The organism is Pelomonas sp. KK5 (assembly GCF_001984095.1).
In the GTDB taxonomy this organism is placed as follows: domain Bacteria; phylum Pseudomonadota; class Gammaproteobacteria; order Burkholderiales; family Burkholderiaceae_C; genus KK5.
This window is the reverse complement of sequence record NZ_LYVQ01000051.1, coordinates 1-11,884: the sequence shown is the minus strand read 5'-3', so window position 1 is coordinate 11,884 and position 11,884 is coordinate 1. Positions and strand designations below refer to the sequence as shown.

General features: G+C 66.6%; 13 protein-coding genes. 11 read left to right on the top strand and 2 right to left on the bottom strand.

Annotation, left to right across the window (positions count from 1 at the left end):
• The first annotated feature begins 14 nt into the window (after positions 1-14).
• Positions 15-779 carry an enoyl-CoA hydratase gene (locus tag B0W88_RS10340; RefSeq protein WP_077034583.1) on the top strand — a complete coding sequence of 255 codons (765 nt, stop codon included), beginning with the start codon at positions 15-17 and terminating at the stop codon, positions 777-779.
• On the opposite strand, the gene B0W88_RS10335 is transcribed toward B0W88_RS10340, so the two are convergent.
• Entirely contained in the window at positions 763-1,176 is a 414-nt protein-coding gene (locus B0W88_RS10335) for an acyl-CoA thioesterase (protein ID WP_077034582.1), read from the bottom strand. The two genes, B0W88_RS10340 and B0W88_RS10335, sit on opposite strands and share 17 nt — an antisense overlap.
• Before the next feature lie 41 nt (positions 1,177-1,217).
• Between B0W88_RS10335 and B0W88_RS10330 the strand changes: the two genes are divergently transcribed.
• Complete coding sequence (locus B0W88_RS10330; protein ID WP_077034581.1) at positions 1,218-3,032, top strand: ABC transporter ATP-binding protein/permease; 1,815 nt, start codon at positions 1,218-1,220, stop codon at positions 3,030-3,032.
• 49 nt (positions 3,033-3,081) lie between these two features.
• On the opposite strand, the gene B0W88_RS10325 is transcribed toward B0W88_RS10330, so the two are convergent.
• Positions 3,082-3,804, bottom strand: coding sequence for a hypothetical protein (locus B0W88_RS10325; protein WP_077034580.1), 723 nt, complete (start codon positions 3,802-3,804; stop codon positions 3,082-3,084).
• A 187-nt stretch (positions 3,805-3,991) separates the two neighbouring features.
• On the opposite strand from B0W88_RS10325, the gene B0W88_RS10320 reads away from it, so the two are divergent.
• The 9 genes from B0W88_RS10320 to B0W88_RS10280 all read left to right on the top strand — a co-directional run.
• A complete protein-coding gene (locus B0W88_RS10320) occupies positions 3,992-4,903 on the top strand; it encodes a LysR substrate-binding domain-containing protein (protein WP_077034579.1) in 912 nt (303 codons plus the stop codon).
• A gap of 186 nt (positions 4,904-5,089) precedes the next feature.
• Entirely contained in the window at positions 5,090-5,983 is an 894-nt protein-coding gene (locus tag B0W88_RS10315) for an amino acid ABC transporter substrate-binding protein (protein WP_077034578.1), read from the top strand.
• A gap of 85 nt (positions 5,984-6,068) precedes the next feature.
• Complete coding sequence (locus B0W88_RS10310; RefSeq protein ID WP_077034577.1) at positions 6,069-6,806, top strand: ABC transporter permease subunit; 738 nt, start codon at positions 6,069-6,071, stop codon at positions 6,804-6,806.
• 7 nt (positions 6,807-6,813) lie between these two features.
• Complete coding sequence (locus B0W88_RS10305) at positions 6,814-7,479, top strand: amino acid ABC transporter permease (RefSeq protein ID WP_077034576.1); 666 nt, start codon at positions 6,814-6,816, stop codon at positions 7,477-7,479.
• 12 nt (positions 7,480-7,491) lie between these two features.
• Positions 7,492-8,226 (top strand): amino acid ABC transporter ATP-binding protein, encoded by a 735-nt coding sequence (locus B0W88_RS10300; RefSeq protein ID WP_077034575.1) that lies wholly within the window; start codon positions 7,492-7,494, stop codon positions 8,224-8,226.
• A gap of 21 nt (positions 8,227-8,247) precedes the next feature.
• The gene (gene pyrC / locus B0W88_RS10295) at positions 8,248-9,288 is read left to right on the top strand and encodes a dihydroorotase (RefSeq protein WP_077034574.1); all 1,041 of its coding nucleotides are present in this window, start codon (positions 8,248-8,250) and stop codon (positions 9,286-9,288) included.
• Entirely contained in the window at positions 9,288-10,181 is an 894-nt protein-coding gene (locus B0W88_RS35180; RefSeq protein WP_077034573.1) for an NYN domain-containing protein, read from the top strand. Before pyrC ends, B0W88_RS35180 begins: the two co-directional genes overlap by 1 nt.
• Positions 10,182-10,234: 53 nt before the next feature.
• Complete coding sequence (locus B0W88_RS10285; protein ID WP_077034572.1) at positions 10,235-11,611, top strand: serine protease; 1,377 nt, start codon at positions 10,235-10,237, stop codon at positions 11,609-11,611.
• A partial coding sequence (locus B0W88_RS10280; RefSeq protein WP_144006703.1) for an FHA domain-containing protein occupies positions 11,578-11,884 on the top strand: 307 nt, incomplete at its 3' end. The genes B0W88_RS10285 and B0W88_RS10280, both read left to right, overlap by 34 nt.

Below are 11,884 nucleotides of genomic sequence, written 5' to 3'. Positions count from 1 at the left end.
AGGAGACATCACCCATGAGCATCAAGACCGCCATCGTCGACGGCGTCGCCACGATCGAGATCGCCCGCCCCGAGAAGAAGAACGCCCTGACCCAGGAGATGTACCTGGCGATGGCCGACGCGATCAACGCGGCCGGCGCCGACGGCCAGGTGCGCGCCATCCTGATCACCGGCCAGCCGGGCATCTTCACCTCGGGCAACGACATCGACAACTTCATGAACAGCCCGCGCTCGGGCCTGGACGCTCCGGTGTTCCAGTTCATGGAAGCGCTGATCGGCTGCGACAAGCCGGTGGTCGCCGCCGTCACCGGCGCCGCCATCGGCATCGGCACGACGATGCTCCTGCATTGCGACTTCGTCTATGTGGCGGATGACGCGCGCCTGGCCATGCCTTTTGTCGGCCTGGGCCTGGTGCCCGAGTTCGCCTCCAGCGTGATCGTGCCGCAGCTGATGGGCAGCCGCCGCGCCGCCGAGAAGCTGCTGCTGGGCGATCCCTTCACCGGCGAGCAGGCCGTGGAATGCGGCATCGCCAACGCGGTGCTGCCGGCCGGCGAAGTGCTCAATCACGCGCGCCGCGTGGCCGAGCGCTTCAACAACCTGGCCCCGGGTGCCGTGCGCGACAGCAAGCGCCTGATGAAGGAGCCGCTGCGCGCCCAGCTGCGCGAGACCTACAAGGCCGAGGCGGCCGTCTTCGGCGATCGTCTGCGCAAGCCGGAAGCGAAGGAAGCCTTCCAGGCCTTCTTCCAGAAGCGCAAGCCGGACTTCAGCCAGTTCGAGTGAACGCGCGGGGCTTGCCTTCCTTGTCGATCGCGACGTAGGTCAGGTTGGCCTGCGTCACCTTCACCACCTGCGGGTCGGCCGGGTTGCGCTCGGCCTCCACCTCCACGTGCACGGTGATCGAGGTGCGGCCGACGCGCACGACGGTGGCGTAGAAGGTCAGCAGGTCGCCGATCGAGACCGGCTGCTTGAAGATGAACTCGTTGACGGCCACCGTCGCCACGCGGCCGCGCGAGATGCGCGCCGGCAGCACCGAGCCCGCCAGGTCCACCTGGGCCATGATCCAGCCGCCGAAGATGTCCCCGTTGTTGTTGGCATCGGCCGGCATCGGCATCACGCGCATCACGAGTTCGCGCGGGCCGAGGGGATGGAGGGCGGAAGAGGTGGTGGCGTCGGTCATGGCTTGAACTGAGAGAATCGGCCTCCATTCTCAGTCAAACCATGCGACGCAGCAGCGCTCCCGCCGAAACCGCCCCCTCCGCTCCCTCTCCTCAACCCGGCGACTGGAGCACCGTCGCCAAGCTGCTGCCCTATCTGTGGCGCTACCGGTGGCGTGTCAGCCTGGCGCTGCTGTTCATGCTGGGCGCCAAGATGAGCAACGTCGGCGTGCCGGTGCTGCTGAAGACGTTGGTGGACCGCATGGCGATCAAGCCGGGCTCGGCCGAGAGCCTGGCCGTCGTGCCGCTCGGGCTGCTGGTCGCCTACGGCGCGCTGCGGCTGTCGACCAGCCTGTTCACCGAGCTGCGCGAGCTGATCTTCGCCAAGGCGACCGAGGGCACGGCGCGTTCGATCTCGCTGCAGGTCTTCCGCCACCTGCACGACCTCAGCCTGCGCTTCCACCTGGAGCGCCAGACCGGCGGCATGACCCGCGACATCGAGCGCGGCACCCGCGCGGTGCAGTCGCTGATCTCCTACTCGCTCTACAGCATCGTCCCGACGCTGATCGAGGTGGTGCTGGTGCTGACGCTGCTGGGCGTCAAGTTCGATGCCTGGTTCGCCTGGATCACCTTCGCGGCGCTGGTGATCTACATCAGCTTCACGGTGACGGTGACCGAATGGCGCACCAAGTTCCGCCGCCTGCTCAACGAGCTGGACTCGGTCGCCCATTCGAAGGCGATCGACTCGCTCTTGAACTACGAGACCGTCAAGTACTTCAACAACGAAGACTTCGAGGCCCGCCGCTACGACGAGAGCCTGGAGAAGCTGCGCAAGGCGCAGCTGCGCTCGCAGACGACGCTGTCCATGCTCAATACCGGCCAGCAGTTGATCATCGCCTTCGCGCTGGTGGCGATGCTGTGGCGGGCGACGCAGGGCGTAGTCGACGGCAAGATGAGTCTGGGCGACCTGGTGATGGTCAACGCCTTCATGATCCAGCTCTATATCCCGCTGAACTTCCTCGGCGTGATCTACCGCGAGATCAAGCAGAGCCTGACCGACCTGGACAAGATGTTCCGCCTGCTGGAGCGCGAGCGAGAGGTGGCCGACGGGCCTGGGGCGCTAACGCTGAAAGTCGACGGCGCCGCGGTCCGCTTCGAGCATGTCAACTTCGGCTACGAGCCGGCCCGGCCGATCCTGCATGACGTGAGCTTCGAGATCCCGGCCGGCAAGAAGGTGGCCGTCGTCGGCCCCAGCGGCTCCGGCAAGAGCACGCTGGCGCGGCTGCTCTACCGCTTCTACGACGTGGACGGCGGTGCCATCACCATCGACGGCCAGGATGTGCGTGCCGCCACCCAGGCCAGCCTGCGCCGGTCGATCGGCATCGTGCCGCAGGACACCGTGCTGTTCAACGACACCGTGGCCTACAACATCGCCTACGGTGCCCCGGGGGCGACGCAGGAACAGGTGGAGGGTGCTGCCCGCGCCGCCCACATCCACGGCTTCATCTCGGCCACGCCCAAGGGTTACGACACGATGGTTGGCGAGCGCGGCCTCAAGCTCAGCGGCGGCGAGAAGCAGCGCGTGGCCATCGCCCGCACGCTGCTGAAGAATCCCCCGCTGTTGATCTTCGACGAGGCCACCTCGGCGCTGGACTCCAGCAACGAGCGGGCGATCCAGGCGGAACTGGAGTCGGTGGGGCGCAACAAGACGGTCCTGGTGATCGCCCACCGGCTCTCCACCATCGTCGACGCCCACGAGATCCTGGTGCTGGAGGCCGGCCGCATCGTCGAGCGTGGCAGCCACGAGGCCCTGCTGGCCCGGCAGGGCGCCTACGCCCGCATGTGGCGCCTGCAGCAGAGCGGCGGCGACGCACAGTGAAAAGAGAAGGGGCCGCATGTGCGGCCCCTTTTTTCGGTCGTCGATTCGATCAGCGGCGAGCGACGCGCTTGCGCGTCCAGCCCAGCGCGCCCAGCGCGGCCAGGCTCAGTGCCACGCCGCCCGGCTCGGGAACCGAACCGCCCGGGTTGGTCGGGCCGGCCAGCAGGTTGCCGAAGCTCAGGTTGTCGAAGAAGACCTTGCCATTGGTGCCGAAGAGTTCGATCGAGTAGACATCGGTGCTGCCGAAGTCGTACGACAGAAGGTCCCAATTGCAGTAGGCGCTTCCCAGGCAGGCCGCATTGCTGCTGGTGCCCACCGGATCCGAGGCGCCGGGGGTGAGGTCGATCTCGGTGCCGCTCTTGTCATAGGCGATGAAGGACACCTGGCCTTCGCCGACGAAAGAGGTGCTGAACACGCCGTTGAAACCGTTGGCGATATTCACGCGGAACGAGATGTCGTCACCGCCGGTGGCGTTGCTCACCAGCAGGGCGGCCTTGTTCGTGGCGAAGCTGGTGGTCGTGCCGCCGTAGTTGCCGTAGAAGTTGCCGAGCGCCGCGCTGCCGTAGTAGCCCTTGGAGGTTTCCAGCCAGGCGGTGCTGCCGGCAATGACGATGGCGCCGTTGGCATAGGATCCTGCGGCGGCCGCCTTCTTGGCGGCGCTGGCCTGGATGGTGTCGCCCAGGCTCTCGAAATCAACCACCGTGGGGCTGGCCAGTACGGGCAGGGTCGCCGCCATCAGCAAGCTGGTCAGAGCGCTTTTGATCGTGTTCATGGCCTCACTCCTGGGGGTCAATTTATTAAGGGACGTTAGCGAAGACTGTAATCACGGGTTACATGTTTGTTGGTGTCAGCACCCCCTTGACTTGAGGGGGTAATTTCCCCGCCCTGGGGTAAGTCTGGTAGCAAACCCTCCCCCTCGTTCAAATGGCGTCCTACAACGGCACGACTACACTGAGCCGGTGGAAACCAAATGGCTCGAAGACTTTGTCAGCCTGGCCGAGACGCGCAGTTTTTCGCGCTCCGCCCAGCTGAGGCATGTGACCCAGCCGGCGTTCTCGCGCCGCATCCAGGCGCTGGAAGCCTGGGCCGGGGTGGATCTGGTGGATCGCTCCTCCTATCCGACGAGGTTGACCGGCGCTGGCGAGACCCTGCTGGCCCAGGCGGTCGAGATCCTGGGCAATCTGCAGTCCACCCGCAACATGCTGCGCAGCCACCAGGCGTCCAGCCAGGACATGATCGAGTTCGCGGTGCCGCACTCGCTGGCCTTCAGCTTCTTCCCCCATTGGCTGATGGACCTGCGCCAGCGCTTCGGCTCGCTGAAGAGTCGCCTCAATGCGCTCAATGTCCACGACGCGACGCTGCAGCTCAGTGAAGGCAATTGCGATCTGCTTGTCGTCTATCACCACGCCAGTCAACCCCTACAACTTGATCCGGAGCGCTACGAGATGGCGTCGCTGGGTCACGAGACCCTGGCGCCGTATGCCAAGGCCAATGCCCAGGGCGAGCCGATGTTCCGGCTGCCGGGCCACCCGGGTCAGAAGATTCCCTTCCTCAGCTACGCCGGCGGCGCCTACTTGGGGCGGCTGGTGGAGCTGATCGTCAAGGAGTCGGCCACGCCGCTGAACCTGGACGCGGTGTACGAGACCGACATGGCGGAGGGCCTGAAGGCGATGGCGCTGGAGGGCCATGGCCTGAGCTTCCTGCCCGCCAGCTCGGTCAAGAAGGAATTGAAGGCCGGCGCCCTGGTGCGCGCAGCCCAGGTCGGCGAGTACGAACTGAGCATGGAGCTGCGCATCTATCGCGAGCGCCCCGAGCAGTCCCGCCGCAACAAGCCGGCCGCGCTGGCGCTGTGGGACTTTCTCACCCGCTGAGCCGCCTGGCGGCCTAACTTCGAGTCTCAGCGCATGGCCGCAAGGCATGATGGCATGCTCATTGCGTCATGCCGGTTTGGCATGTGCCTGGGACCAAAAAATCAGTGCAAACCCGTATTCGGGGCGCTCGTCGCCCATGGTCTGCTCTGTCCCTCGATTCGAACCCGTTATCTGGAGCTTTCCGATATGAAGAAAACCCTGCTTGCCCTCTCGCTGGCCGTGCTGGCCGGCGCCGTCCATGCCGAAGACACCTTGAAGAAGATCAAGGACAGCGGCGTGGCCACGATGGGCGTGCGCGAGTCTTCCGGTGCCCTGTCGTACACGCTGGGCGACGGCAAGTACGTGGGCTATCACGTGGAGATCTGCCAGCATGTGCTGGGCGATGTCCAGAAGCAGCTGGGCCTGGCCAAGCTGGAGATCAAGTACCTGCCGGTGACCTCGCAGAACCGCGTGCCGCTGGTGCAGAACGGCACGGTGGACATCGAGTGCGGCTCCACCACCAACAACGCCACCCGCGGCAAGGACGTGGCCTTCGCCGTCACCACCTACGTGGAGGAAGTGCGCATCGCCGTCAAGGCCAATTCGGGCATCACCTCGATTGCGCAGCTGGCCGGCAAGAACGTCGCCACCACGACCGGCACCACCTCGGTGCAGCTGCTGCGCAAGCATGAGCGTGCCAACGGCGTCGACTTCAAGGAAGTCTTCGGCAAGGACCACGCCGACAGCTTCCTGCTGCTCGAATCGGGCCGCGCCGACGCCTTCGTGATGGACGGCCAGATCCTGGCCGGCAACATCGCCAAGTCCAAGGCCCCGGCCGACTACAAGATCGTCGGCGAAGTGCTCTCCGTCGAGCCGATCGCGATCATGATCCGCAAGGACGACCCGGCCTTCAAGAAGGCGGTCGACGACAGCATCAAGGGCCTGATGAAGTCCGGCCAGATCGCCAAGATGTACGACAAGTGGTTCACCCAGCCGATCCCGCCGACGAACACCCGCGTCGGCCTGCCCGCCACGGCTGCCACCAAGGACGCATGGGCGAACCCGAATGACAAGCCGGTCGAAGAGTACGCCAAGAAGTAAGTGATGAAGGGGCCGGCGCAGCGCCGGCCATTCAGCAACAGCGGGTGCCCCAGCGCACCCGCTTTGCATAACGGGGAGTTGGACGATGGCGAGTTGGGACTGGTCCCTCTACTGCACGGACATGGTGACGGCCGAGGCCGCGCCGAAATGCCTGGGCGCACCGGGCTACGAAACCTATCTGGACGCGATGCTCAAGGCCTGGGGCTGGACGATGTACGTGTCCATCGCCGGCCTGCTGGTGGCGCTCGTGATGGGCTCCATCGTCGGCGTGCTGCGGACGGTGCCCAACAAGAAGGTGGCCATGCTCGGCGAGACCTGGACCGAGCTGTTCCGCAACATCCCGCTGATCGTCCAGGTCTTCCTCTGGTACCACGTGGTGCCGCAGATCTTCACCTCGCTGCAGGCCGTGCCCTCAGCCGTCCTCGTGATCATCGCGATCGGCCTGTTCACCTCCTCGCGGATTGCCGAGCAGGTCAAGGCCGGCATCAACACGCTGCCCAAGGGCCAGCGCTACGCGGGCCTGGCCATGGGCCTCACGCTGCCGCAGACCTACCGCTTCGTGCTGCTGCCGATGGCCTTCCGCATCGTGATTCCGCCGCTGACCAGCGAGAGCATGAACATCGTCAAGAACTCGGCCGTGGCCTTCGCGGTCAGCATCCCCGAGCTGGCGCAGTACGCGCAGCAGGCCTCGGAGCAGTCCAGCTTCGTGCAGATCTTCCTGCCGGTCACGCTGCTGTATTTCGTCTCGGCCTTCCTGATCAACCGGATCGCCAAGTTCATCGAGCAGCGCGTGCGCGTGCCGGGCATCCTGGGAGCGAAGTGAACACGCCATGACGCATCTCGATTTTTCCTTTTTGACGTGGGACGTCGTCAGCAGCTTCGTCGCCAAGGGCTTCTTCTTCTCGATCCAGCTGACGCTCACCGCCATGATCGGCGGCATCATCCTCGGCACGCTGCTGGCGCTGATGAGGCTCTCGGGCAAGCCCTGGCTCGAGAAGCCCGCCGCCGCCTATGTGGACACGCTGCGCTCGATTCCGCTGGTGATGGTGATCCTGTGGTTCTACCTGCTGATCCCCTACGTGATCGGTCCCCTGGGCGCCGAGAAGTCGGCGCTGATCACCTTCACGCTGTTCGAGGCCACCTACTACTCCGAGATCATGCGGGCCGGCATCCAGTCGGTCTCGCGCGGCCAGGTCTTCGCCGGCTATGCGATGGGCATGACCTACCGGCAGACGATGCAACTCGTGGTGCTGCCGCAGGCCTTCCGCAACATGCTGCCGGTGCTGCTGACCCAGACCATCGTGCTGTTCCAGGACACTTCGCTGGTCTATGCGGTCGGCGCCTATGACCTGCTGAAGGGCTTCGAGGTGGCGGGCAAGAACTTCAACCGCCCGGTCGAGACCTACCTGGTCGCCGCACTCGTCTATCTCGTCATCTGTTTCACGCTGTCGATGCTGGTGCGCCGGCTGCAGAAGAAGATCGCGATCATCCGTTGAGGCTTGAGCAAAATGATTGACATCAAGAACATCTCCAAGTGGTACGGCCCCTTCCAGGTGCTGACCGACTGCACCACCAGTATCGCCAAGGGCGAGGTGGTCGTCGTCTGCGGCCCCTCGGGCTCGGGCAAGTCCACGCTGATCAAGACCGTCAACGCGCTGGAGCCGATCCAGAAGGGCGACATCGTCGTCGACGGCACCTCGATCTCCGACGCCAAGACCGACCTGCCCAAGCTGCGCTCGCGCGTGGGCATGGTGTTCCAGCATTTCGAGCTGTTCCCGCACCTGAGCGTGACCGAGAACCTGACGCTGGCGCAGATCAAGGTGCTGGGCCGCAAGCCCGACGATGCCAAGACGCGCGGCCTGAAGATGCTGGACCGCGTCGGCCTGTCGGCGCACAAGGACAAGTTCCCCGGCCAGCTCTCCGGCGGCCAGCAGCAGCGCGTGGCGATCGCCCGCGCGCTGTCCATGGACCCGATCGTGATGCTGTTCGACGAGCCCACCTCGGCGCTCGACCCTGAGATGGTCGGCGAGGTGCTGGACGTGATGGTCAAGCTCGCGCACGAGGGCATGACGATGATGTGCGTGACCCACGAGATGGGCTTCGCCAAGAAGGTCAGCAACCGCGTGATCTTCATGGACGCCGGCAAGATCATCGAGGACTGCACCAGCGCCGATTTCTTCGGCAAGCCGGAGGAGCGCTCGCCGCGCGCCAAGGACTTCCTCGCGAAGATTCTTCAACACTGATCTGAGGGGACAATGCGGCGCATGAGCACCGCACCGACCACCCTCACCATCACCCGCCCCGACGACTGGCACCTGCATCTCCGCGACGAGGCGGCGATGAAGAGCGTCGTGCCCTACACGGCGCGCCAGTTCGCCCGCGCCATCGTCATGCCCAACCTGCGCCCGCCGGTCACCACCGCGGCGCAGGCTACGAGCTACCGCGAGCGCATCCTCGCCGCCGTGCCCGAAGGCATCAGCTTCGAGCCGCTGATGACGATGTACCTGACCGACAACACGCCGGTCGACGAGATCGCGCGCGCCAAGGACGCCGGCGTCGTCGCGCTGAAGCTCTACCCGGCCGGCGCCACGACGAACAGCGACGCCGGCGTCACCGACATCCGCAAGACCTACAAGACGCTGGAGGCGATGCAGAAGGCGGGCCTGCTGCTGCTGGTCCATGGCGAGGTGACCGACCCCGCCATCGACGTGTTCGACCGCGAGGCCGTCTTCATCGACCGCGTGATGACGCCGCTGCGCGCGGACATGCCGGAACTGAAGGTCGTCTTCGAGCACATCACCACCAGGGAAGCCGCCGAGTACGTCGCCGCGTCGGACAAGTTCACCGCCGCCACGCTGACCCCACAGCACCTGCTCTACAACCGCAACGCCATCTTCATGGGCGGCCTGCGCCCCCACTACTACTGCCTGCCGGTGCTCAAGCGCGAGGAGCACCGCCTGGCGCTGCTGAAGGCCGCCACGTCGGGCAGCACGAAATTCTTCCTCGGCACCGACAGCGCCCCGCATGCCTCGCAGCTGAAGGAGAACTCCGTCTGCGGCGCCGGCTGCTTCACGGCGCTGTCCGCGCTGGAGCTGTATGCCGAGGCCTTCGAGGCCATGGGCGCGCTGGACAAGTTCGAGGCCTTCGCCAGCTTCAACGGCGCGGACTTCTACGGCCTGCCGCGCAACACCGGCACGGTCACGCTGGCCAGGCAGGAATGGACGCTGCCCGAGGCCGTGCCCTTCGGCGACGCGCAGCTGAAGCCGCTGCGCGGCGGCGAGGCGCTGAGCTGGAGGCTCGTGTGATGGCCCGCCCGCGGCGCGTCATGCTGCTGGTCGACTTCGACAACTGCTCCCCGGAAGTCATCGCCCAGGCCTTCGAGATCGCCTTCAAGGACTACGGCGCCATCCACGTGCGCCGCGCCTACTGCACGGCCGAGCAGGCCCAGCACAACGCCGGCTTCCTGAAGCGGCTGTCGCTGCGGCCGATGGTCAACCTGTCGGTCGGCAAGAACTCGACGGACATCGCGCTCGCCGTCGATGCGATGGACCTGGTCATCGCCGAGCGGCCCGACGTGGTGGCGATCGTGTCCTCGGACTCCGACTTCACGCCGCTGGTCGGGCGACTGCGCGAGAAGGGCGCCTGGGTGCGCGGCTTCGGCCAGCAGGGCAAGACCGGCGAGGGCGTGCAGGCGGCCTACGACCAGTACGACGACATCGAGCATCGCGCGGCCAAGGTCGCTGCGAAGAAGGCCGCGAACAGGCCGGCGGAGAAGCCGACCAGGAAGCCTGTCGAGAAGCCCGTCGAGAAACCGGCCGCGAAACCTGTCGCGAAGCCGGCCGGGAAGGCCCCCGAGCCGATCGCCGAAGTGCAGGCCGCCAAGCCCGCCCGCAAGCGCGCGCCGCGCGGCAAGAAGGCGGCCGAGGCGCTGCCCGTCGTCGAGCCGGTCCTTGTCGAACCCGTCGCCGAGGCCGTGGCGTTGCCGGCCGAGGTCGAGGCCATCCTGCAGGCGGTGCCCGTGCTGCGCGGCGGCGAGCGGGTCGAGCTCGGCGAGGCCGCGCAGGCGCTGCGCCAGGCCGGCCTGCTGGGCCGCACGCAGGCCTCGACGCGGCTGTTCAAGAAGCATGCGGAACACTTCGTGCTCTCGCCCGAGCTGCAGCCGAACAAGGTGCAGTTCTGGCCCGACGCGGGCACTTGATCCACCGTACAGTCAGCGCGACGTTCCAGGAGAACCGATTGCCCGCACAGCCCATGTTGATGATGATCCAGGTCTTGCGCCTGACGGTGGCGGCCTCAATGCTGCTGTCGGCGCTGGGGGCGACCGCAGCGCCGGAGCCCATCGCGGCCCAGCCGCCCGCCGAGGCTGCCTCGGCGCCCGCTCCGGTGTCCGCTGCCGCCCGCCGCCTCTATGACGCCTCCCGTTCCCAGCTGCTGCAGATCCGCACGCTGCTGAAGACGCAGGACAGCCAGGCTTCGGTCGGTTCCGGCTTCCTGGTCAGCCAAGACGGCCGCATCATCACCAACTACCACGTCGTCAGCCAGTTCGCGCTGGAGCCCGAGCGCTACCGGCTGCGCTATGCGACGACCGAGGGCCAGGAAGGGGCGCTGGAGCTGCTGGACTTCGATGTCCGTCGAGACCTGGCCTTATTGCGCGCCGTGCCGGCTCAGGGCCAGGACCTCGGCAAGCGCGGCGAGCTGGACTTCCGTTCGCGCAAGGACTCGCTCTCCAAGGGCGACCGCATCTACTCGATGGGCAACCCGCACGACGTGGCCTTCGCCGTCGTCGAGGGCACCTACAACGGCCTGGTCGAGCGCAGCTTCGACGGGCTGATCTACTACTCCGGCGCCATCAACCCCGGCATGAGCGGCGGCCCGGTGGTGGACGAGTCGGGCCGCGTGGTCGGGATCAACGTCTCGATGATGGTGTTCGCCCAGCAGATGAGCTTCCTGGTGCCGGGCCAGTACGCGCAGGCGCTGTACGAGAAGAGCCGCGATGCCAAGCCGATCACCAAGCCCGTCTGGTCGCGCCTGCGCGAGCAGCTGACGGCCTATCAGGACGAGCTCACCGCTCGCTTCATCGCCCAGCCCTGGCAGTCCGCCGGGCACCAGCGCTACCGGCTGCCGGTGCCGCAGGAGCAGTTCATGCGCTGCTGGGGCCGCGGCACGCCGGCCGACACCAAGGGGCTGGAGTTCCAACGCTCGCAGTGCCGCATGGAGCATGCGCTGTTCGTCAGCGGCGCGATGCAGACCGGCTGGCTTGAGATGTCCCACGAGGCCTATGACGGCCGCAAGCTCGGCGCGCTGCGCTTCTCGAAGCAGTACAGCGGCAGCTTCCGCAACGAGGCCCTGGGCCGCAGCGACAAGGCCCGCACCGCGCCCTTCTGCAAGGAGGAGTTCATCGACCGGGAGGGGCTGCCGCTGCGCGCCGTCGTCTGCCTGCGCGCCTACCGCAAGCTGGATGGCCTGCATGACCTCAGCGTCCTCGTCACCACCGTGGATTCGGCCACCGAGGGCGCGCTCGGCCGCTTCGACGCGCGCGGCGTGTCCTTCGACAACGCGCTGAAACTGACCGCACATTACCTGGAGGGCTTCGCATGGACGTCGGCGAACACCAAGGCTTCGCAGTGATCGAGGTGCTTGGGCGCGACGGCCAGGTCCGCAGCGTCCACAAGATCCGCCGCTGGCCCGCCAGCATCGGCCGCTCGCCCGAGTGCGACATCGTGCTCGATGACGCCCACATGGCGCCTGCCCATGCCCAGCTGCAGTGGAACGGTGCGGCGGAAGGCCCGCAGCTGCAATTGCTGCCGAGCCTCAACGGCGGCTGGCTCGGCGAGCATCGCCTGGCCGCCGGCGCCTCCGCGGCGCTCGGCGGTACGGCGCTGTTCCAGCTCGGTGCCACCC

Coding starts and splice junctions, on each gene's coding strand:
- B0W88_RS10310 (WP_077034577.1), top strand. CDS start 6,069: ATGGCGAGTTGGGACTGGTCCCTCTACTGCACGGACATGGTGACGGCC.
- B0W88_RS10300 (WP_077034575.1), top strand. CDS start 7,492: ATGATTGACATCAAGAACATCTCCAAGTGGTACGGCCCCTTCCAGGTG.
- B0W88_RS10330 (WP_077034581.1), top strand. CDS start 1,218: ATGCGACGCAGCAGCGCTCCCGCCGAAACCGCCCCCTCCGCTCCCTCT.
- B0W88_RS10340 (WP_077034583.1), top strand. CDS start 15: ATGAGCATCAAGACCGCCATCGTCGACGGCGTCGCCACGATCGAGATC.
- B0W88_RS35180 (WP_077034573.1), top strand. CDS start 9,288: ATGGCCCGCCCGCGGCGCGTCATGCTGCTGGTCGACTTCGACAACTGC.
- B0W88_RS10285 (WP_077034572.1), top strand. CDS start 10,235: ATGTTGATGATGATCCAGGTCTTGCGCCTGACGGTGGCGGCCTCAATG.
- B0W88_RS10335 (WP_077034582.1), bottom strand. CDS start 1,176: ATGACCGACGCCACCACCTCTTCCGCCCTCCATCCCCTCGGCCCGCGC.
- B0W88_RS10315 (WP_077034578.1), top strand. CDS start 5,090: ATGAAGAAAACCCTGCTTGCCCTCTCGCTGGCCGTGCTGGCCGGCGCC.
- pyrC (WP_077034574.1), top strand. CDS start 8,248: ATGAGCACCGCACCGACCACCCTCACCATCACCCGCCCCGACGACTGG.
- B0W88_RS10305 (WP_077034576.1), top strand. CDS start 6,814: ATGACGCATCTCGATTTTTCCTTTTTGACGTGGGACGTCGTCAGCAGC.
- B0W88_RS10325 (WP_077034580.1), bottom strand. CDS start 3,804: ATGAACACGATCAAAAGCGCTCTGACCAGCTTGCTGATGGCGGCGACC.